Consider the following 19,871-nt stretch of genomic DNA (forward strand, 5'->3'; position numbering starts at 1 on the left):
GGGTTCGGATGCCCCGAGGATTCTTCGTCAGCCTAGCGTCCGGGCAAAAGCGCAGAACGAGCTAGTGCTGCCCGTTCGGCCCTTCCCAGCGCTGAGTGCGTGGGCCACCGTCCTCGTCACGGCCGGGCTCGTTGCCGTCCGGGCGAGCTTCCGGGTTCGACGGGAGACCGCCGAGCGGATCCCAGTGCTGGGTCGGCGGGCTGTCGTGGCCCTCGCCCTGGCTCGTGTCACCGTTGTGACCGCGGTTGTCGGACCCCTGATGACCCGGCCCCTGATGACCGGGTGTCCGGTATTCGGGCGCCTGATACTCAGGCGCTTGGTAATCGGGAGCCTGGTACTCGGGTGCTCGATATTCCGGGGGCTGGTACTGCGGCGGACGGTAGTGCGGCGACTGGTACGCGGGCTCGGTCGGTCCCGAACTCGGCCCGGTCGACTCGCGCGGAGGCCAGCCCGGTGCCGACCACCCTGCGGGAGCACCGTAGTCGGGCCGCGAACCCTGCGGCCGCGGTTCGGGAGCCCGGTAACCGCCGCCGTTGTTGCCGCCGCCGTTGCCCTGGCTGTGGGCAGGCCCACCGTTGTACGGGCTCACGCCCTGGGGATGCGACCCGTTGACCGGCGCACCGTTGGTGTACCCACCGTTCGTGTAACCGCCGTTGCGTCCGCCCGCCTGAGCGTCCTGCCCCTTGCTCAGCTGCGGCGAACCGGCGTACTGCGGTTGCGGGAACGATTGCGGCGGAACGACTTTCGGTGCAATCGGCTGCGGCGGCCACGGCTCGCCACGTTCGAGGGCCAGCTCGCGCGGCGTCTTCACCGGCGGCTTGTCCGACGGGATGCGCTCACCGAAGTCGTTGAAGGTGGTGATCCGCGGACGCTTGGTGACACTGGTGAAGATCTTCTCCAGGTCCTTGCGCGTCAGGGTTTCGCGTTCGAGGAGTTCGGTGGCCAACGTGTCGAGCACGTCGCGGTACTCGTTGAGGATTGCCCACGCCTCGGTGTGTGCAGCCTCGATGAGCTTGCGCACTTCCTCGTCGATCTCGCGGGCGACCTCGTGCGAGAAGTCGGACTGCACGCCCATCGAGCGGCCGAGGAACGGATCGCCCTGCTCCTGGCCGTAGCGGACTGCGCCGAGCTTGCTGCTCATGCCGTACTCGGTGACCATCGCGCGCGCGATCTTGGTGGCCTGGTCGATATCCGACGACGCACCCGTCGTCGGCTCGTGGAACACCAGTTCCTCGGCGGCGCGGCCGCCCATCGCCATGACGAGGCGAGCGATCATCTCGGACCTGGTCATCAGGCCCTTGTCGTCCTCGGGGACCGTCATCGCATGTCCGCCGGTGCGGCCACGGGCAAGGATGGTCACCTTGTAGACGGGCTCGATGTCCGGCATCGCCCACGCGGCGAGCGTGTGACCGCCCTCGTGGTACGCGGTGATCTTCTTCTCGTGCTCGCTGATGATGCGGCTCTTGCGACGCGGGCCGCCGACGACGCGGTCGACCGACTCCTCGAGCGACGCCTCGGTGATGACCGTGCCGTTCTCGCGGGCGGTGAGCAGAGCTGCCTCGTTGATGACGTTGGCCAGGTCCGCGCCGGACATTCCGACGGTGCGCTTGGCGAGCCCCTCGAGGTCGGCATCCTGCGCAACAGGCTTGCCCGCGGCATGCACCGCGAGGATCGCGCGACGGCCGGCGAGGTCGGGGGCACCGACCGGAATCTGACGGTCGAAGCGACCGGGACGCAGCAGCGCGGGGTCGAGGATGTCGGGACGGTTGGTGGCGGCGATCAGGATGACGCCGGTGCGCTCACCGAAGCCGTCCATCTCGACGAGCAATTGGTTGAGCGTCTGCTCCCGCTCGTCGTGGCCACCGCCCATGCCTGCGCCACGCTGGCGTCCGACGGCGTCGATCTCGTCGACGAAGATGATGCACGGGCTGTTCTGCTTGGCCTGCTCGAACAGGTCGCGAACGCGAGACGCACCGACACCGACGAACATCTCGACGAAGTCCGAGCCGGAAATGGTGAAGAACGGAACGCCTGCCTCACCTGCGACTGCGCGGGCGAGCAGCGTCTTACCGGTTCCGGGAGGTCCGTACAGCAGGACTCCGCGGGGAATCTTGGCGCCGAGCGACTGGTAGCGGGCGGGATTCTGCAGGAAGTCCTTGATCTCGTACAGCTCTTCGACGGCCTCGTCGGCACCCGCGACGTCCTGGAACGTCGTCTTGGGCATGTCCTTGCTGAGCTGCTTGGCCTTCGATTTGCCGAAGCCCATGACGCCACCGCGTCCACCGCCCTGCATACGGCTCATCACGAAGACGAAGAGTCCGAGCAGGACGATCATCGGGAGGAGGAAGAGCAGCAGCGACGAGAACCAGCTGTCCTGCGAGACGACGGTGTTGAAGCTCTGCAGACCGTCCTGGTTGACCTTGTCGAAGATGGTCTGCGACGCCGAATCCGGGTACTTCGCGAGGATCTGTGTCTCGCCCTCGGTAGCGTCGTTTCCGTTCTTCAGATCGAGACGGATCTGCTGCTCACGGTCGTCGATCTGCGCGGTGTCGACGTTGCCCGAATCGAGCTGCGCTATCGCCACCGACGTGTCGACGGTCTTCCAGCCACGCGTGTCGTTTCCGAAGTAGCTGAAGGCGTAGATCACCAGCAGGATGCCGAAAACGATGGCCAAGTTGCGTATAACTGTCTTCCGATTCATACAGCTTCAGCCGAGACGGCCTCGTCCTTTCCAGTCTGCTCCGATGAGCGGCGTCCGGCCGCTACCGGATGCTCAAGGCTACCGCGTACTTCCGACACGGGCCCGAGGTGCATCAGGTGCCCAGTGCTGGGCCGATACGTCTCGAACCGCCCGACGACGCAGCGCGCTTCTGCGTTGTACAACGTTCCCCCTACCCCTGAGGTTCCCCGACCCCCGACGGCGTCTCGTTCAAACGGCACGATAGACCGTGAGCAGGTCTATGGTAGTGACCGTGCAGCCAGGCTCGGACCGAGTCACCGTGAATCAGGAGAGCGTCCCGGCCGCATCGGACGAATCCCGGACGTTGCAGACACCGCTGTTCGATTCCCCGGTCGACGTGGGTGGCCCGTTCCGCGCCGCCTGGACGGTGGCACTGGCCACCGACCGGGCGACTCCTCCCGACCTGGCGTCGTTCCTCCCCGATTCCGACGCGGCCCGACGCGGCTGGCTGATGCAACTGATCTCGATAGACCTGCAGGAACGCTGGCTGCGCGCTCGTCTGCCCAAGCGCCTGCCGGAGTACTGCACCGAGTTCGAACTCGATCGCGCGTCTCTGCCGCCCGGGCTGATCTACGAGGAGTTCTGCATCAGGCGCCAGGGCGGTGACGCGGTGTCACCGCGCGAGTACGTCGCCGCGTATCCCCATCAGGCGTCCGAGTTGACCGAGCTTCTGAACACGACGTCGGGTGAACCGACCGATACCCACGACGCCCGGGTGGTCCCGGACGCGACGCAGGCCGCTGCCGCCACCGCCACCGCTGCGGCCGGGTCGTTCACCGCCGATCTGTCGTGGACCCACCCACGGACCAGGGACGAGCTGGAAGATCTCGACGACGGGGACCGGCTGGACGACTTCGATCTCCTGATGGGCCTGGGACGCGGCGCGTTCGCGCGGGTGTTTCTCGCACGCCAGCGATCGATGCAACGCGTCGTCGCCGTCAAGATCTCCGAGGATCGCGGTAGCGAGCCGCAGACACTCGCGCAGCTCGATCACGACTACATCGTGCGCGTCTTCGATCAACGGATACTGCCCGAGAAGAAGCTGCGGCTCCTCTACATGCAGTACCTGCCGGGCGGGACGCTGCTCGACGTGCTGCACCGAACGAAAAAGATCCCGCCCTCCGAGCGTTCGGGACAGACGTTGCTCGACGCCATCGACGCCGCCATCGAGATGAAAGGCGGACTCCGACCCACCGATTCCACTGTGCGCCATTATCTTTCGACGCTCACCTGGCCGGAGACAGTGGCCTGGATCGGCAGGCGGCTCGCCGAGGCACTGAACTACGCGGGCGATCGCGGCGTCCTGCACCGCGACATCAAACCGGCCAACGTACTGCTGACCGCGGAAGGCGTCCCCAAGCTCGCGGACTTCAACATCAGTTTCAGCGACAACGTCAAGGGCGACAGTCCGGTTGCTTACTTCGGCGGCTCGCTGTCCTACATGTCGCCCGAACAGTTGGAAGCGTGCCATCCCGGCTTGCCCGGTCGCGCAGAGGATCTCGACACTCGTAGCGACCTCTACTCGCTCGGCGTCGTGCTGTGGGAATTGCTCACCGGCGTGAAGCCGTTCGACGACACGGACGTCGGGTCGACGGCGGGAGACCGGACCACGATCGACGGTCTGCTCGGGATGCGGTTGGCGGGCGTCGCCGACGACGCGTTGTCCTCGCTCCCGCCGCACTGTCCGACGACGCTGCGACGCGTCCTGCTGAGGTGCCTGGCCGCGAACCGGGACGACCGATGGCCGACAGGACGGGAACTGGCGCAGCAGTTCGACCTGTGTCTCGACGCGCACGCTCGCGGTCTCGTCGACCCTCCCCCGTCGAGTGCGCGGTTTCGCGTTCGCCCGTTCACCGTTCCGGTGATGACGGCCGCCATCGGCATCCCCAATGTGATCGCCGCGGTCTACAACTATCAGCACAACAAGGCGCTCATCATCAGCGATCTGTCCGAGGTGGCGCAGGACAGATTCGAAGCCGTCAGCACGGTCATCAACGGCATCGCCTGGCCGCTCGGCCTCGTGATGATCGTGTACTGCGGACGTCGCATCATCTCGGTGCCGCATGTGTTGCGCGCGGGACGGGCCGTGTCGGAGGAGCGGCTTGCACGGACCAGGGCCGACACCCTGCTCGTCGCGGACCGCGTCGTCGCGGTGTGCCTCGGTCTGTGGATCGTTGCCGCCGTGGCCTATCCGGTGTCGTTGCAGATCGCCGCGGGCGCGGTGCCGACGAAGGCCTACGTGCACTTCTTCGCGTCGCTCGGCGTGTGCGGCGCGATGGCGACCGCGTACCCGTTCTTTCTGGTGTCGCTGTTCACGATTCGATGTCTCTACCCGTCGCTGCTGCCGTACGGGCACGCCGACAGCGAGGACGTCCGACGACTCCACGCACTTGACCGTCGGAGCGTCGTCTATCTCGCGGTGGCCGCGTCGATACCTCTCGTCGCCGTCGCAGGACTCACTTTCGTTCCCGCAGAGGACATTCCGGACATCATCGGCGTCGTGCGTGTCATGTGCGTCGGCGGTATCGCCGCGTTCGTCGTGTCGTACTCGATCTTCCGACTCCTCGAGAGCGACCTGCGTGCGCTGCGACGCGCGGTGTCGATGGACAGCTGAACGCTCAGCCTCCGTAGACCTTCGGGTCGAGGGTGCCGATGTACGGCAGGTCGCGGTAGCGCTCGTTGTAGTCGAGGCCGTAACCGACGACGAACTCGTTCGGAATGTCGAAGCCGACGTTGGCGACCTCGACGTCGACCTTGATCGCGTCGGGCTTGCGCAGCAGCGTGACCACCGACAGCGACGCAGGGTTGCGCGTCGCCAGGTTTCGCTTGAGCCACGACAGCGTCAGACCGGAATCGATGATGTCCTCGACGATCAGGACGTTACGGCCGTTGATGTCGCGATCGAGGTCCTTGAGAATGCGCACGACGCCGGACGACGACGTCGACGAGCCGTACGAACTGACAGCCATGAATTCGAGCTGCGTGGGGATCGGCAGGGCACGCGCGAAATCGGTCATGAACATGATGGCGCCCTTGAGGACACCGACGAGCAGCAGATCCCCTTCGGGGCTGCCTTCTGGATATCGCTTCGCTATCTCCTCCGCCAGTTCGGCGGTGCGCGTCCTGATCTGCTCCTCGGAGATGAGAACTGACTCGATATCGCCCTCGTACACGGCGCATCCCTTCATAGGTTCGTTCACTGTTTCTCGGACCGGCCGGAATCACAGCAGACTCCATTCGAGCTCTGCTCCAAGCCTGCCATGTCGACGCTGCACCACCAACCTCGCACCTGCCGGTCCTCCGCCGACAGCCACTCCCCCTTGGCCTCGCCACCGCACGATCAGGTCGTCGATGGTTCGCAGTTGCCTGTCGGACAACGAGTGTGCGCCGACCTCGTGCAACCACACGCGAACTGCTCTGCGCCGCAGCGCAGCGGGGCGGTCCGCGACGACCGTCACGTCGAGTTCGTCGCCCGCACGCGCCGACGCGAGGAGTTCCGAGGCGAGGTCGTCGAGCACCGTGGCGTCCTCGCGCAACTGAGCAGCAGTGCGCGCCAACGCAGGTGCGACGCCTCCGCCGAGAACGTCTTCGAGCAGCGGAAGCACCTCGAGCCGCAGCCGGACACGGGTGAAGTCGCTGCTGACGTTGTGTGGGTCCTCGAACGGCGTCAGACCGAGCTCCTCGCACGCCGCACGCGTCACCGACCGGCGGACTCCGAGCAGCGGACGACCCCACGGCTCGTCCCAATCGGCCATACCCGCGATCGACCGGGGTCCGGACCCACGTGAGAGTCCGAGCAGCACCGTCTCGGCCTGGTCGTCGAGGGTGTGGGCGACGAGAACGTTCGCGCCGTCCCGTGCCTCGTCGAGCGCCGCGTACCGCGCGCGCCGAGCGGCCGCTTCCATCCCACCCACGCGATCGACGCGCACCGGCAACACCGTCGCGTCCGCACATCCGAGCGATACCGCGGTGGCTGCGGCCGCGTCGGCGACATCCTTCGACCCGGGTTGCAGCCCGTGGTCGACGACGAGAGCGCGCACCGACGATGCCTCGGCGACGGCCGCAGCGGTGAGCGCCAACGAATCCGCGCCTCCGGACAACGCAACGGCAATTGGACCCGGCCGCGACCTGATCCACGCGCGAACCGCATGCCGAACCTCGAGGATCGCAGGGCCCCCGGGCAGCGGCGCGACCGGTGTCATGCCAGGACGCGAGCGATCCACCGGTCGGGATCTTCGATCTCGTCGAGCTTCGGCAGCGTCGTCGCATCGGTCCAGATTCGGTTGAACTCGGTCATGCCGACCTTGCCGACGACGTGGTCGACGAATGCCTTGCCACGCACGTACTGCGCCATCTTGGCGTCGATGCCGAGCAACGCGCGGACGATGCGCTGCAACGGGTTGGTCTTGCGCCGACGTCGACCGTCGAAGGCGCTGCGAATCTGGGCGACCGCGGGCACCACGGCGGGTCCGACCGCGTCCATGACGTGGTCCGCGTGGCCCTCGAGCAACGTGCCGAGCACGAGCAGCCGATCGATGGCGTCACGCTGCTCGGGTGCTTGCGTGGCACGCAGCAGGCCGACGATGCCTGCATCCTCGGCCTTGTCGGACTGTCGCCGGTTCTTCAATGCCTCGGTCAATCGGTTCGCGAACTGGCTCATCGGCTCGTCGACACCGTCCGACAGCACCGCCACCGAGCCACGCATGTAGTCGCCGAGCCACGGCGCCGACGAGAACTGGACACGGTGGGTCACCTCGTGCAGGCAGACCCACAGCCGGAAGTCGCTGGGCGGCACGCGCAGTGCGCGTTCGACGGCGATGACGTTGGGCGCGACGAGCAGCAACGTGCCGTGCTCACCGGTGAACGGGTCGTACTGGCCGAGGATCGCACTGGACAGGAACGCCAGCATCGCACCCGCCTGCAGGCCCGCGGGCTTGCCAGCGAGCAGCCCCGACGGCTCGGAGTCCGGCTCACCGGTCAGATGCTTCATCGACGACGCGGCCGCGTCGATCCAGCCGGCCCGATCGACGATGCGTGCCTGCGGGACAGGAAGGCCGTCTGCGAGTCCGGTGGTCTCGCGCACCGGCCCCTCGGCTCGCACGGACGCGTCGGCGAGCTCGGTGACCACGGCGTCCGCGGTGTAGCGAGACGTCGACGGTTCCTTTGGGGCCAATGTGGCGCCGGTCCTGGCCGCGAGTGCCCAGTCGACCGACGAGCCGAAGCCCGACGAGCTCTCCGCGTCGCGATCGCTCATGCAGGTACCACTGTCTTGTCTTGTAGCTCTGTCATCGGCAACCACACATCCTCAGTGTCGACGCCACCGCGTCGAGCGCAGGTCTGCTGACCTCCGGCGGACGATCGTTGGACATCAGCGCGAACGTCAGTGTTCTGCCGTCGACGTCAACGACGAATCCGGCAAGCGCACTCGCTGTCGACAGTGTGCCAGTTTTGGCGCGGATCCAACCGGCTCCGACGCGATCGGCGCTGGCGTAGCGGTCGGACAGGGTGCCGGTGGCACCGGCGATCGGCAGGTAGTCGAGCATCGGACGCAGTTCGGCCTTGCCCGATCCGGCGGCGCTCGTCATGATCTCGTCGAGAAGCCGCGCCGGAATCAGGTTGTCGACCGACAGGCCGCTCGTGTCGTGCAGTTCCACGCCGTCGAGGTCGTAGCCGGCCGAGAACAGCGTCTGTCCGATCGAGTCGATCGCTCCTTGGAACGACGCCTGCGCGTTCGTCTCGATGGCGATCTCGCGCCCGATCGCTTCGGCGAGAACGTTGTCCGAACGGCCGAGCATCTGGCCGAGACGATCGCGCAGAGGCGCCGACTGCACACTCGCCACCTGATCGGCGCCCTGCGCGGCCGTGCCGATCGACACACGAGCCGGATCGATACCGAGCCCGCGCGCGAGGGCACGACCGGTGTCGAGTGCCGGTTCGGCGCTACGCGGTGACTCGTCCTCGGTCGGAACGGAACGTCCGCCGTCGAGCATGATCGGTTCGATCGGTGTGATGTACCCGGCGGCGACGTCGGGCGCGAACCAGCCCTGCGCCATCGCCCCACCGTTGTAGATCGACGTGTCGACGACGATCTTGTCGACCGGAGTGCCCGCCTTCGAGATCTGTTCGACGAGGTCGTCGATCCGCGCCGCACCCGGGTAGAAGCCCGGGGTGCCGACGGGCTGCGCGGTGAGCGTCGGATCGCCTCCCGCGATCAGCACGATCTCCCCCGGCACCGCGCCTTTGACGACCTTCGTCGTCACGCGGTGTTCCTGAGGCAGAGCCAGCATCGCGGCCGCCGCCGTCAGCACCTTCGTCGTCGACGCCGGGGTCATCGGCGTATCGGGCGACGAGGACCACAGCACGTCACCGCTGACGGCGTCGGCGACGACGCCGGTGAACGAACCGAGATCGGGCGATCCGACGACGGGAGCCAAGGCCGCGGTCAGAGCGGCCTGCGTCGGTATCGGCGCGGTGTCCGGGTAGGGAACGATCGACGGAACCGGCATGACGGCGTCGGGCTCGGGGGCCGTCTCCGTGTCCGACACCGCGTCGGACGTCGTCGGGACTATTGCCGCGACCGCGACCCCGCCTGCAGCCACGATCACGACGGCCACGAGTATCAGGAGGACGCGCGTCCGCCGTCGTCGCCGGCCGGCGGTGGGACCGAGAATTCGCTTGGTCAGGCCCGCCAACATTCCTCCATCTGCTTCGAGCTCTGCCGGTCGGCAGTTCATCCAACAGTATCCCTGGGTCCGGTACGCTTGCGCCGCGAAGCATCATGCGTCGCCCATGACGCACGACACGAAGAGAAGAGCGAGGGCTGCACGTGCCGTTCGACGTCACCATCGAGATCCCCAAGGGACAGCGCAACAAGTACGAGGTCGACCACGTCAGTGGCCGCGTTCGCCTCGACCGTTACCTGTACACGGCGATGGCATATCCGGCCGACTACGGCTTCATCGAAGGCACGCTCGGCGAGGACGGCGACCCGCTGGACGCGTTCGTTCTGCTGCCCGAGTCCGTGTTCCCCGGCGTCATCGTCGAGGCTCGCCCGGTCGCGATGTTCAAGATGGTCGACGAGGCAGGCGGCGACGACAAGATCCTGTGCGTTCCGGCAGGCGACAAGCGCTGGGATCACATCCAGGACCTCTCCGACGTCTCGACGTTCGAGCTCGACGCGATCAAGCACTTCTTCGTCCACTACAAGGACCTCGAGCCGGGCAAGCATGTCGAGGCGGCCGACTGGGTCGGTCGCGCAGAGGCAGAAGCCGAAATCGCTGCGTCCTTCAAGCGTTTGGCGGACAATCCGGAGCACTGAGTCGAATACCGGCTCGGCACGAAAGGGATCAGGTGGGGAGAGACATGACGGACAGCAATTCGGTCGGTAGCGCCGTCGGCGGAAGCGGCGAGCGACGCAATGCCGATTCGCGGCCCATTTCCGATCCGGCGCAATTCCCCGATCTGCCGGTCACGGTCGTCCTCGACCGCATTCCGGTCCCGATCCTCGCTGTCGATCCGAGCGGTGCCATCGTCTTCGCGAACGAGGCGTTCGACGAATTGTTCGGCACGGACCGTTCCGAACGGGCCGACTTCCACCTGCACGACATCTTCCCGGATCGGGCTCCCGAGGGAGTCAACGTCGCGGACATGTTCCTGACGACGGTCGCGACACGCGCCGATTCGTTGTGGCGCATGACGGACAAGTCCGGCGATGTCGTGCAGGTGCGGGCCAGCAAGTCGATTCTGCGACGGGCCGAGGACACCGTCGTGCTCGTCGCGCTGGAGGACTTCACCGATCAGCTGTGGAACGACCCCAAGAGCGCGCTGCGCTGAGACGGTCTCACCGGGTGGGTTCGAGACTCATCCGGTGAACACCCTCGCTTGATTGCCACCCGACCGCTTGGCCTCGTACATCGCCGTGTCCGCTTTGAGCAGCGCGGCGTGGACCATTTCCGCAGCCTCGCCGGCGTGCAATGTCCGCCACGCGTCCGCCGAGATGAGCGAGGCGCCGACGCTTCCCGTCACCGGTATCTCGTTCTGGATGCGCGCGAGTGCCGCCCGTATCCGTTCGGCCATGTTCAGTGCGTCCGGCGGTGTCATCACCGACGCGACCGTGAATTCCTCACCGCCCGTTCGGGCCACACATGCTCTCGGCGGCGCTGCTGCGGCGAGACGCTCGGCCGTCGCTTTCAACACTCGATCGCCTGCCGCGTGACCGTAGGTGTCGTTGACGTTCTTGAACCGATCGAGGTCGACGACCGCCAGCACGACGGTCTGCCCCGCCGAGCAATCGCACAGCAGACGTTCGAGGCGAAGATCGAAACCGCGTCGGTTGAGCAGGCCCGTCAGCGAGTCCGTGTTGGCTAGGTCGAGCTGCGTCTTGATGACCGCGCGGAACGCGATGACGGAGTTGACGACGAGCAGCGCGACGAGCGTCTGCGCGATCACGGCCGGCAGATCCTGCTCGCGTTCGAGGTACGTTGCCGCGGACAGCACGAGAATCACGATGCTGACGAAGACGGCATGCGCCCGCAGCACCCGCCGACTCGAGAAGTACGCGATATAGGTGCCGATGACGGCGAACAGCGACGTGACAGCCAGTGCGAATCCGCGAGAGGTGAAGGTGAACAGCACGATCGCGACGCCGACGTCGGCATAGAACACGAACCACCCCGGCATACGTGCGACGCGGATGCCGCGACGCAGCCACCACGCGCCGACCGGGATCGTCGACGCCAGCACGATGCCGCACAGTATCCGCCTGCCGGTCGAGCCCGGACCTTCCTGCGAGAACAGGACGATCGTGCCGATGACGGCGAAGAAGGGAACGAGGACCGCGATTCCGAGGCCCACTCTGCGCTCGAGCCTCGTCGCGGGGGTGTTCGTTTCCAGGATGCGCAGTGGTCCCGGTGTCCACCGACCCAGCATTCCTGGCATCTCGCCCCCTCACCGGCGTTTTCGACGACACCGACGCTGCCACTACATCGGTGTCCGACAACACAGAACGCGAGCTTCGGACTCTACCGTTCACGCACCGCCTGTAAATCGGGCTTGACGCGTTCCCAGTCTGTCAGGAATCTGTCCAACAGCTCGACCAGGCGAGCACGATCGTCGCCCGACCAGTCCTCGATGACGCGTGCGAGGTTGGCGGTACGCCGCTCCTGAATGCGACGCGCGATTTCCCGTCCGGAATCCGTGACGGCCAGAACGTACGCTCGGCCGTCGGTCTCGTCGCGAAGACGCTCGACGTGGCCACGGTCGACGAGTTGAGCCACCTGCCTGCTGACCGTCGACGGATCCGAGTCGACCATCGCAGCCAGCGTGCTCGATCGCATCGGGCCGTCCGTCAACAACCGGAACAGGCAGACGAACGCTGCGCCTTCGACGCCGCCCGACGCGTCCTTCAGCTGCGCGAGTTTGCGCTCGCGGATGCGCTGAAGTCGGACCAGCTGGCTCCCGATCTCTTCGGCGTATTCCACTTCTCTCAGCTCCCGGTGAACTTCGCGGGACGCTTCTCGAAGACCGCGGTGATGGCTTCGGTCAGGTCGTTCGACGCGAGGAATGCCGCGTTCCATGCCGCGACGTAGCGAAGACTGTCGTCGACGGCCGCGGAGCGGGAGTGGTCGAGCACCGTCTTCACACCCTGGACGACGAGCGGCGGATTCGCGGCGATCTCGGCCGCGGTGGCACGAGCTGCGGCGAGCACGGCGTCGGCGTCGTCGAACACGTCGTTCACGAGCCCGATCTTCTCTGCACGCGCGGCGTCGATGTCCTTGCCCGTCAACGCGAGTTCGCGCACGTGACCATCGCCGATGATCGCGGGAAGCCGCGCGAGCGACCCCATGTCGGCGACGATCGCGACCTTGACCTCGCGCACGCTGAACTTGGCGTCGGCGCTGGCATAGCGAATGTCTGCGGCGCTGATCAGGTCGAGTCCGCCGCCGATGCACCAGCCTTGTACCGCGACGACGACGGGTTTGCGGCAGTCGGCGACGGCGTTGGTAGCCAGCTGCATCCGCTTGATCGTGTCGTGGAACGTGGTGCGCGGGCCCGCAAGCGCCTTGTCGGCCATCAGCGGCGCGAACTCACCGCCCATCGCAGCGAGGTCGAGCCCGTACGTGAAGTGCTTTCCCGACGCGGCGAGGACGATCGCACGAACCTCCGGATCGGCGTCGAGCTGTGTGAACAGCTGTGGACACTCGCTCCAGAAATCCGGACCCATCGCGTTGCCCTTGCCGGGACCGATCAGCGTCACCTCCGCCACGTGGTCGGAGACTTCCACCGAGAATGCCTTCCAGCTCTGTTCCGTCATAGGGCGAGCCTAATGGAGGACACAGCGACGAGGTCAGGCTGTGTTACGCCGCGTAACGCCTGCGCTAACACCGTGCGGAACCGCTGGAGGTGGCCGCTGTCGCGGCTCATGATCGATCCATGATGATGCATCAGGGTCTTGGATTGGACGTGTTCAACGACCTGCCGCGTCACAAGGCGGTACATGCACTCTTCGAGTGCTGCTGCTCGGTGACGTGGGCGTCGCACGTGGCGGACGGACGCGCATACGGCTCGTACGCCGAGTTCTTCACCCGGGCCGATCTCGAACTGGGCGAGCTGTCCGATGCCGACGTCGATGCGCTCGCGTCGACCTGTCCGTCGATGACCGGGATCGACGCGGCGATGCTGCGGCGGGAATTGGCGAAGGTCAACCGCACTCGGTTGCAGAAACTCCTGGGCCCCGAGGGCGGTTGGCCTCCGTACTGACCTACGCGACTAGCTGCGCCTGCAAGCGTTCGACGACGTTGGTCGCGCTGTAGTAGTCGAGCCGGAAGCTGTCGAGGCCCGCGTCGTAGACGTGGCCTCCGGTGACGGCAGGCGACTGTGCTAGTTGCGGATCGGCGACATACGCAGCCACGTCGGACTCGTCCGCGCTGACGAGCACGACCGTGTTACCGGTGAACGCGCGGCTGAAATTCTCGGGCGAAACGGAGACGATGTCCTTGCGCGCACCCATGCTGGTGTCGCCGAGGACGGCGTCGGGCATCTCGGCGAGGGTGAACCCGAGGTCGACCAGCAGTTTGCCCTGCGCCGACTCGCCGGTCCACACGTTCGCGGACTCGGCGCCGTTGTAGACCAGCGCGGTCGTCGGCTGTGGCGGCAGAGCGATCGCTTCTCTCGCGGCCTCGACGGTGTCGCCGAACGTCGCGATGACGTCCGCGGCGTCGGACTCGTGTCCCGTCGCCTCGCCGAGGACGGTGGCGACGTCCTGCCACGTCTTGTTGCCGTAGTCGACGACGATCGTCGGGGCGACCTGGCTCAGCTGGTCGTACAGCTCGATCGCGGAATCCGCGCCGGTCTTCGAGACCACGATCAGGTCGGGATCCTGGACGACGATCTGCTCGATGTCGATGTCTGCCGACGGCAGCGGTTCGACGCCGCGCTCGGCCGCGATGTCGCCCCACTGGGTGAAGAATCCCTGTTCGTCGGCCACGTCCGTGTTGGGTGACGTCGCACCGCTCGCCACGACGGGTGCATCGATCGCGAGGAGACTGCCGGTCAACGTGACCGACGTCGACACGATCCGCTCCGGTGCGGCCGGGATCTCCACCGGGCCCTGTTCCGTGTCGACCGTCCGTGGCCAGTTCGCGTCACCGCTCGTGGACGATTGCGCGTCCGCCGCGTCCGGCCCCTCCGAGGAACTACAACCGGCGAGACCTACGGCCGCGACCGCCAGTACCGCCGCGGTACGCACCAGACCGCTTCTTCTTCCGAACACGTCAGAACACCCTTTCGACCGGAGGTTAGGCTTGCCTCATGCTAGAGGACGTGGAGTCGCAATTGCGCACCGAGTTGATCGCTGCCGGATCGGAAGACGTGTTCTGGGCGGGCGTATCGAGAGCGGGACTTCCGCGCATCGAGGCCTCGGGCGACAGCCGGGTCCGGGTGACTTTCTTGTGGAGAGATGCAGCGACGAAACCCTTCAGGGTCTACTTCGACGCGAGTTCGCTCACCGACCACCACGCCGAAGACCTGACCGACATGACACAGGTGGACGACAGCGGAATCTGGTTCTGGAGCACCGAGATCACCCGCACGTGGCGCGGGACCTACTGCTTCATGCCCGTCGCGGAGGAGGTCGTTCGTACGTTGGATCCGCCGGGTGTCGCCGCCACACGCGAGGGTGTCCGCACTCGCTTCCTCGGCCTACTCGAGCATGCCGTCCCCGACGAGAACAACGTCCGACGCTTCGGCCGTGGATCGATCGCGGAGATGCCCGACGCGCCCGTTCAACGATGGTGGAACGACGACACCACTCTCGGTTCGACACCTCGAAAACTAGGGTGGCACAGCGGTTCTCTCGGTAATTCACGCGACGTCTGGATTCACGAGACCGTCGGCCACGGGGTTTCCTCCGAGCGACCGCTGGTCATCGTGCTCGACGGAAGACGATGGATCGACGAGGCACCGCTGACTCCGGTGCTCGACGCCGCGGTGCGCGACGACGCACTGCCACCGTCGGTGATCCTGTTCGTCGATTCCGGCGACGGGGACATGCGCAGTCGTGAATTGCCTTGTCACCGCCCGTTCTGGGAGGCCGTCGTCGACGAACTGATCCCACTCGCGGCGCACGAGGCGTCGTTCACAGGCGATCCGCGTCGAACCGTCGTCTCCGGGCAGAGTTTCGGCGGCCTCGCATCGCTGTTCGCTGCCCTGGAGTTCCCACACCGATTCGGCCTTGTCGCAAGCCAATCCGGGTCGTTCTGGTGGCCGGTCATGTCGCACCGAGGCGTGCGCGGGCCCCTCGGCGGACGCGTCGCCGAGATGCTCACCGCATCGTCGGACGCACTGCCGATACGGGTCGTCATGGACGTCGGAGTTCACGAGGGCGACATGCAGGCACACAACCACCACGTCGCGACAATGCTGCGCGCACGTGGCGTCACCGTCGACTACCACGAATTCGACGGTGGGCACGAAACTCTGTGTTGGAGGGGAGGATTGACGTCGGCACTGATCACATTGCTAGAACAGACCGGCGATTCGGCCGACGAAGAATGCGACGACGAGGATCACGAGGAGCGCGACGATTCCGAGGAAAACGACCGGTAGGGCCAATCCACGTTGAGGAGGTTCGTGATTGGGTCCCCCGACGCCGGTCTCGACGGGAGGAGTGTCCCCTGGAGCGACGCCACCACCGGGTTCGAGGCCAGCGGTGTCGTCGGGTTCGGGGTTCTGAGCAGTCATGTCTCGCGAGTACCCGATGCGCTTCGACTCAACCCGCCGGGAGTCTTCGCTTATTCTCACGAGTATGACGGCCACGTTCCCCCTTCCCCTGCCCGACCTCGCCGTTCGCACGCTGGGCGGTGCCGTCGTCTGGGCGAACGACGAGACGTTCGCGGAGAAGGAGAATCTGATCACCCCGGGCAAGGCCGACTTCTCCAAGGCCACCTTCGGACACAAGGGACAGATATACGACGGCTGGGAGACGCGTCGGCGTCGGGAAGCGGGATACGACGAGGCCATCGTGCGTCTCGGCGCACCGGGCGTCGTCGATGCAGTCGTCGTCGACACCGCGTGGTTCACCGGTAACTACCCGCCCGAGATCTCCGTCGAGGCCGCGGCGGTAGAGGGCTTCCCGTCGGGCCAGGAACTGTACGACGACGCCGAGTGGATGACCATCGTTCCGCGGAGCCCCGTGAACGGCGACACCGAGAACCGGTTCGAAGTGGAGTCCTCCGACCGCTGGACGCACGTGAAGCTGTCGATCTACCCCGACGGTGGCGTCGCACGGCTGCGTGTTCTGGGCCGCGGACGTCCCGACCCGCGTTTTCTCGCTGCGGGCCCGTTCGACCTGGCGGCGCTCGAGAACGGCGGCTACGTGTCCGCGTGCTCCAACATGTTCTACAGCTCGCCGAACAACCTGCTGTTCCCCGGCCCGCCGCGATCGATGGGCGAGGGTTGGGAGACGTCCCGCCGGCGAAACGACGCGAACGACTGGGTTCAGGTCATGCTCGCAGGAACCGGTACCGTCCGGTTGGCCGAACTCGACACATCCTGTTTTCTCGGCAATGCCCCCGGCGCGGCGTCGTTGAAAGGCCGTCTCGGCGACGGGGAATGGATCGAGCTGCTCCCCCGGACTCGTCTGCAGCCGGACACCCGTCACCGGTTCGTCCTGGACGCCGCCGAGCCCGTCTCCGAGGTACGGATGGACATCTACCCCGACGGCGGCATGGCACGCCTGCGACTGTTCGGGGGTCTGCTCGATTGATGGCTCATTCCGCAGGCTCCACTCCCGCCTCGATTGATGGCTCATTGCGCAGGCTCCACTCCCGCCTCGATTGATGGGTCGCCCTTTGCGCCTGCGGAGTTGCTCGACTGGCAATACTCTTGGAGGATGCCCCGGCTTCTCCACCCGAACGCGGCGCATGTCGCCGACATCCTGATCTCGCGCGGGCACCACGGGGTGGTCGTCACCTCGCCCGAACCCACATCGACCGCAGAAGCCGCTGCGGAATCGCTCGGCGTGAGCGTCGGCGCGATCGTGAAATCGCTGGTGTTCCTCCTCGACGACGACCCGGTGCTGCTGCTGGTGTCCGGAGCCCACCAGGTGAACTCGAACGCCACCGGCGAACGGTTGGGCGGCACGCTGCAGCGCGCACCGCTCGATCTCGTCAAATTGGCGACGGATCAGCCGATCGGCGGCATCGCACCCGTCGGGCACCCCACCAACCTGGCTACCTACGTCGACGAGTCGCTGTCCCAGTACCCCGAATTGTGGGCTGCGGCAGGGCATCCGAACACGATCTTCAGGACGACGTTCAAGGAGCTGCTACGCATCACGGCAGGCCTCGCCGTGGATGTGACCTGACTGCGCAACTCATTGCACAGAATCGGCCCGAATCGGCGATCTCCCGTCGATTCGGGTCGATCGTGTGCAGTCAGTCGCGCTCAGGACGCGAGTTCACGTGCCGACGGCACGGCACCCGTCGCGGCGAGGAGTCCGTCGACCTGGAACGCGACGCCACGGTCCTCCAACCACGGGACGACGCCCGCTGCGACGTCGGCCAGGTTGCGCGCCTCTGGTCCGACGGCGACGAGGGTGACGCCGTCGGCCACCTCGGCGGCCTTCACGTCGGCGACGAGCCCCGCCAGACCTGCAGCGGTTCCGACGTACCGGATGGAACCGGGAACGGCGGGCACGTCCAACGCCGCGAACTCACGACGCGCGGTCCTGGCGTCGTCGGCGATGTGGAACTCGATGTCGAGGAAGACTGCGACGCTGTCGGCTTCCTTGCCTGCGGCCACTGCATCGGAGCGCAGTGCCGTGCGAGCCTGTTGGCCCTCACGAAGGTCTGCGGCGACGATGCGGGCGACCGCCTCGGTCGGAACGGCGTCGGTGATTTCGGTCCAGGTGCCCGCATGATCGACGGCGACGCGTACGGGTGAAGTGTTCGACATGAGATGTCCTGTCGTGGAAGCAGGGGAAGGTTGCCTAGGTCCTACCCGAGCGCCTACAAGACCCGGAGGCCGTGCGGCACAGATCCACGTACCTGTCGCGCCAGAATCGGCCCTGCGACACGACATTTGCTGTCATGACCCGATGCTAACCTCTCCGTTCGCGCACGGGGATCCCACGCCTGCGCTGCCGTCGGCGATCGCAGGGAACGGGCGCGGATCGGGCACGGGGTTCCACCATCCGTTGTCCTCCTCGTAGACCCACGAGGGGCCGGACGAGGCCAACTGCGCGACGGCGTCGACGAGGCGGTCCACGTCGGCGTCGGAACTACCGAGCCCCAGGCTGGCCCGCACGGCGCCGCCCGCGTAACCGAGCCGCTGCAGCAACGGGTGGGCGCAGAACTTGCCGTCGCGCACGCCGATTCCGTGCTCGGCGGACAGGTACGCGGCGATCTCGCCCGGGCCGTACCCGTCGAGTGCGAATGTGACGATGCCCACACTGTCCGGAGCGTCGTTCCACACCGACAGGAGCTGAATTCCGTCGATTCCGGCCAACCCGTCGCGTAGCCGAGTGCACAGACGACGCTCGTGGTCGACGGCACCTGCCGCCTCGTACGCCGTGATCGCCTCGCACGCAGCTGCGAGCGCGACGACGCCGAGCACGTTCGGGGTCCCGGCCTCGTGACGCGCGGGTGACAGAGCCCAGTCGGTCGACGTCGTGGTCACGTGTCGCACCGCGCCACCACCGGCAAGGTAGGGCTCACCGGCGTCGAGCCAGTCACGCCTGCCGACGAGGACACCCGCACCGTGCGGCGCGTACAGCTTGTGGCCCGAGAAGGCGAGGTAGTCGACGCCCAGGTCGGCAAGATTCACGCGGCGATGCGGCACCAACTGGGCACCGTCGACGAGAATTCGAGCACCGTGCCGATGCGCGAGCGACGCGAGTTCGCGGATGGGCAGCACCTCGCCCGTGACGTTCGATGCTCCCGTGACGGCAAGCAGCGCAGCGGGTTTCGTCTGCAGTTCCGCGTCGATGCGCGCGACCGTCTCGGAGACCGAGTCCGCTGCGGCGACGACGCGACGCCCGTTCCACGGCAACAGGTTCGCGTGGTGCTCGATGTCGAGCACGACGGTGTCTCCCGGGACACATCCGGCGAGAAGGTTCAGCGAGTCCGTGGTGTTCCGCGTGAAGATCACGACGGAATCCTGTTGCGCTCCAACGAATTCGGAGACGGTCACCCGAGCCTTCTCGTATGCGGCCGTCGAGACCCGCGATGCATATCCGGCACCCCGGTGCACGCTGGAGTAGAACGGCAGCAGCTCCTCGATTCGCGCGGACACCTCGGCGAGCGCAGGTGCACTGGCCGCGTAGTCGAAGTTCGCGTAGCTGCAGGTGGTTCCGTCGACGAGCGGGACCTGCACGTTCGCGCCGCTGACCGCAGCGAACGGTGCACAGGTCTTCTCGAGAACAGCAGTCATGACAATTATCCCCTTGTCGTTCGGGGACCCACGCCGATACGGCGTTCGAGTCCGCGCTTGCCGCACCGGTTCTCCGGCGTCGGCCAGGTCGTCACCCGGAGCACCCCACCGCGGAGGAGGGTTGCCGACCAGCGAGCCGGGGCTTTGCGCTGGTACTCATGACCTGAACTGAGAATGGCAAACGACTCTCGTCATTGTCAAC

At 66.5% G+C, this 19,871-nt stretch carries 19 protein-coding genes and 1 riboswitch; of the genes, 7 read left to right on the plus strand and 12 right to left on the minus strand.

What is annotated here, in order from left to right; genetic code table 11:
- Positions 1-61: 61 nt before the first annotated feature.
- Positions 62-2,701 (minus strand): ATP-dependent zinc metalloprotease FtsH, encoded by a 2,640-nt coding sequence (gene ftsH, locus HQ354_RS16895; protein WP_222635219.1) that lies wholly within the window; start codon positions 2,699-2,701, stop codon positions 62-64.
- 490 nt (positions 2,702-3,191) lie between these two features.
- Between ftsH and HQ354_RS16900 the strand changes: the two genes are divergently transcribed.
- On the plus strand, positions 3,192-5,354 hold the full coding sequence (locus HQ354_RS16900; RefSeq protein WP_374107345.1) for a serine/threonine-protein kinase: 2,163 nt from the start codon (positions 3,192-3,194) through the stop codon (positions 5,352-5,354).
- Positions 5,355-5,358: 4 nt separating this feature from the next.
- Here HQ354_RS16900 and hpt read toward each other — a convergent pair whose 3' ends face one another.
- From hpt to dacB, 4 genes are read right to left on the minus strand one after another with little or no spacing between them, the layout of a single operon-like run.
- Complete coding sequence (gene hpt / locus HQ354_RS16905) at positions 5,359-5,913, minus strand: hypoxanthine phosphoribosyltransferase (RefSeq protein ID WP_068423317.1); 555 nt, start codon at positions 5,911-5,913, stop codon at positions 5,359-5,361.
- A 48-nt stretch (positions 5,914-5,961) separates the two neighbouring features.
- Positions 5,962-6,942, minus strand: a complete 981-nt coding sequence (gene tilS / locus HQ354_RS16910; protein ID WP_068423217.1) for a tRNA lysidine(34) synthetase TilS — start codon at positions 6,940-6,942, stop codon at positions 5,962-5,964.
- Complete coding sequence (locus HQ354_RS16915; RefSeq protein WP_068423220.1) at positions 6,939-7,994, minus strand: zinc-dependent metalloprotease; 1,056 nt, start codon at positions 7,992-7,994, stop codon at positions 6,939-6,941. Before HQ354_RS16915 ends, tilS begins: the two co-directional genes overlap by 4 nt.
- Positions 7,995-8,025: 31 nt before the next feature.
- Complete coding sequence (gene dacB / locus HQ354_RS16920) at positions 8,026-9,435, minus strand: D-alanyl-D-alanine carboxypeptidase/D-alanyl-D-alanine-endopeptidase (RefSeq protein ID WP_068423223.1); 1,410 nt, start codon at positions 9,433-9,435, stop codon at positions 8,026-8,028.
- A 131-nt stretch (positions 9,436-9,566) separates the two neighbouring features.
- Between dacB and HQ354_RS16925 the strand changes: the two genes are divergently transcribed.
- Both HQ354_RS16925 and HQ354_RS16930 read left to right on the plus strand, forming a co-directional pair.
- Entirely contained in the window at positions 9,567-10,058 is a 492-nt protein-coding gene (locus HQ354_RS16925; protein WP_068423225.1) for an inorganic diphosphatase, read from the plus strand.
- 44 nt (positions 10,059-10,102) lie between these two features.
- Positions 10,103-10,573, plus strand: coding sequence for a PAS domain-containing protein (locus HQ354_RS16930; protein ID WP_068423227.1), 471 nt, complete (start codon positions 10,103-10,105; stop codon positions 10,571-10,573).
- A gap of 27 nt (positions 10,574-10,600) precedes the next feature.
- Here the strand turns inward: HQ354_RS16930 and HQ354_RS16935 are convergent, their stop codons facing one another.
- The 3 genes from HQ354_RS16935 to HQ354_RS16945 form a co-directional block, all read right to left on the minus strand.
- The gene (locus tag HQ354_RS16935; protein WP_222635221.1) at positions 10,601-11,677 is read right to left on the minus strand and encodes a GGDEF domain-containing protein; all 1,077 of its coding nucleotides are present in this window, start codon (positions 11,675-11,677) and stop codon (positions 10,601-10,603) included.
- A gap of 83 nt (positions 11,678-11,760) precedes the next feature.
- Positions 11,761-12,219 (minus strand): MarR family winged helix-turn-helix transcriptional regulator, encoded by a 459-nt coding sequence (locus HQ354_RS16940; RefSeq protein ID WP_243636926.1) that lies wholly within the window; start codon positions 12,217-12,219, stop codon positions 11,761-11,763.
- A 5-nt stretch (positions 12,220-12,224) separates the two neighbouring features.
- Positions 12,225-13,052, minus strand: a complete 828-nt coding sequence (locus tag HQ354_RS16945; protein ID WP_167677734.1) for a crotonase/enoyl-CoA hydratase family protein — start codon at positions 13,050-13,052, stop codon at positions 12,225-12,227.
- A 119-nt stretch (positions 13,053-13,171) separates the two neighbouring features.
- On the opposite strand from HQ354_RS16945, the gene HQ354_RS16950 reads away from it, so the two are divergent.
- On the plus strand, positions 13,172-13,498 hold the full coding sequence (locus HQ354_RS16950; RefSeq protein ID WP_068423233.1) for a 2-oxo-4-hydroxy-4-carboxy-5-ureidoimidazoline decarboxylase: 327 nt from the start codon (positions 13,172-13,174) through the stop codon (positions 13,496-13,498).
- A 1-nt stretch (position 13,499) separates the two neighbouring features.
- On the opposite strand, the gene fepB is transcribed toward HQ354_RS16950, so the two are convergent.
- A complete protein-coding gene (gene fepB, locus HQ354_RS16955) occupies positions 13,500-14,510 on the minus strand; it encodes a Fe2+-enterobactin ABC transporter substrate-binding protein (protein WP_167677737.1) in 1,011 nt (336 codons plus the stop codon).
- Between the two features lie 38 nt (positions 14,511-14,548).
- Here fepB and fes point away from each other — a divergent pair, with 38 nt between their 5' ends.
- The gene (fes, locus tag HQ354_RS16960; RefSeq protein WP_222635222.1) at positions 14,549-15,844 is read left to right on the plus strand and encodes an enterochelin esterase; all 1,296 of its coding nucleotides are present in this window, start codon (positions 14,549-14,551) and stop codon (positions 15,842-15,844) included.
- Here fes and HQ354_RS16965 read toward each other — a convergent pair.
- Positions 15,758-15,979, minus strand: coding sequence for a DUF6480 family protein (locus HQ354_RS16965; protein WP_084423609.1), 222 nt, complete (start codon positions 15,977-15,979; stop codon positions 15,758-15,760). The genes fes and HQ354_RS16965 overlap by 87 nt on opposite strands.
- Before the next feature lie 64 nt (positions 15,980-16,043).
- On the opposite strand from HQ354_RS16965, the gene alc reads away from it, so the two are divergent.
- The gene (alc, locus tag HQ354_RS16970; protein WP_068423240.1) at positions 16,044-17,003 is read left to right on the plus strand and encodes an allantoicase; all 960 of its coding nucleotides are present in this window, start codon (positions 16,044-16,046) and stop codon (positions 17,001-17,003) included.
- Positions 17,004-17,129: 126 nt separating this feature from the next.
- Positions 17,130-17,603, plus strand: a complete 474-nt coding sequence (locus tag HQ354_RS16975; RefSeq protein WP_114331943.1) for a YbaK/EbsC family protein — start codon at positions 17,130-17,132, stop codon at positions 17,601-17,603.
- 80 nt (positions 17,604-17,683) lie between these two features.
- Here HQ354_RS16975 and HQ354_RS16980 read toward each other — a convergent pair whose 3' ends face one another.
- Positions 17,684-18,193, minus strand: coding sequence for a hypothetical protein (locus tag HQ354_RS16980; RefSeq protein ID WP_068423243.1), 510 nt, complete (start codon positions 18,191-18,193; stop codon positions 17,684-17,686).
- Between the two features lie 132 nt (positions 18,194-18,325).
- Positions 18,326-19,669 (minus strand): aminotransferase class V-fold PLP-dependent enzyme, encoded by a 1,344-nt coding sequence (locus tag HQ354_RS16985; RefSeq protein WP_068423245.1) that lies wholly within the window; start codon positions 19,667-19,669, stop codon positions 18,326-18,328.
- A 48-nt stretch (positions 19,670-19,717) separates the two neighbouring features.
- Positions 19,718-19,833, minus strand: a riboswitch (SAM riboswitch).
- Positions 19,834-19,871 lie beyond the last annotated feature (38 nt).

Source organism: Rhodococcus sp. BP-261, assembly GCF_019835205.1.
GTDB lineage: Bacteria > Actinomycetota > Actinomycetes > Mycobacteriales > Mycobacteriaceae > Rhodococcoides > Rhodococcoides kyotonensis_B.

Coding starts and splice junctions, on each gene's coding strand:
- HQ354_RS16935 (WP_222635221.1), bottom strand. CDS start 11,677: ATGCCAGGAATGCTGGGTCGGTGGACACCGGGACCACTGCGCATCCTG.
- ftsH (WP_222635219.1), bottom strand. CDS start 2,701: ATGAATCGGAAGACAGTTATACGCAACTTGGCCATCGTTTTCGGCATC.
- HQ354_RS16950 (WP_068423233.1), top strand. CDS start 13,172: ATGATGATGCATCAGGGTCTTGGATTGGACGTGTTCAACGACCTGCCG.
- HQ354_RS16980 (WP_068423243.1), bottom strand. CDS start 18,193: ATGTCGAACACTTCACCCGTACGCGTCGCCGTCGATCATGCGGGCACC.
- HQ354_RS16975 (WP_114331943.1), top strand. CDS start 17,130: ATGCCCCGGCTTCTCCACCCGAACGCGGCGCATGTCGCCGACATCCTG.
- HQ354_RS16900 (WP_374107345.1), top strand. CDS start 3,192: ATGCAACTGATCTCGATAGACCTGCAGGAACGCTGGCTGCGCGCTCGT.
- HQ354_RS16945 (WP_167677734.1), bottom strand. CDS start 13,052: ATGACGGAACAGAGCTGGAAGGCATTCTCGGTGGAAGTCTCCGACCAC.
- alc (WP_068423240.1), top strand. CDS start 16,044: ATGACGGCCACGTTCCCCCTTCCCCTGCCCGACCTCGCCGTTCGCACG.
- HQ354_RS16930 (WP_068423227.1), top strand. CDS start 10,103: ATGACGGACAGCAATTCGGTCGGTAGCGCCGTCGGCGGAAGCGGCGAG.
- HQ354_RS16985 (WP_068423245.1), bottom strand. CDS start 19,669: ATGACTGCTGTTCTCGAGAAGACCTGTGCACCGTTCGCTGCGGTCAGC.
- dacB (WP_068423223.1), bottom strand. CDS start 9,435: ATGTTGGCGGGCCTGACCAAGCGAATTCTCGGTCCCACCGCCGGCCGG.
- tilS (WP_068423217.1), bottom strand. CDS start 6,942: ATGACACCGGTCGCGCCGCTGCCCGGGGGCCCTGCGATCCTCGAGGTT.
- fes (WP_222635222.1), top strand. CDS start 14,549: ATGCTAGAGGACGTGGAGTCGCAATTGCGCACCGAGTTGATCGCTGCC.
- HQ354_RS16965 (WP_084423609.1), bottom strand. CDS start 15,979: ATGACTGCTCAGAACCCCGAACCCGACGACACCGCTGGCCTCGAACCC.
- HQ354_RS16915 (WP_068423220.1), bottom strand. CDS start 7,994: ATGAGCGATCGCGACGCGGAGAGCTCGTCGGGCTTCGGCTCGTCGGTC.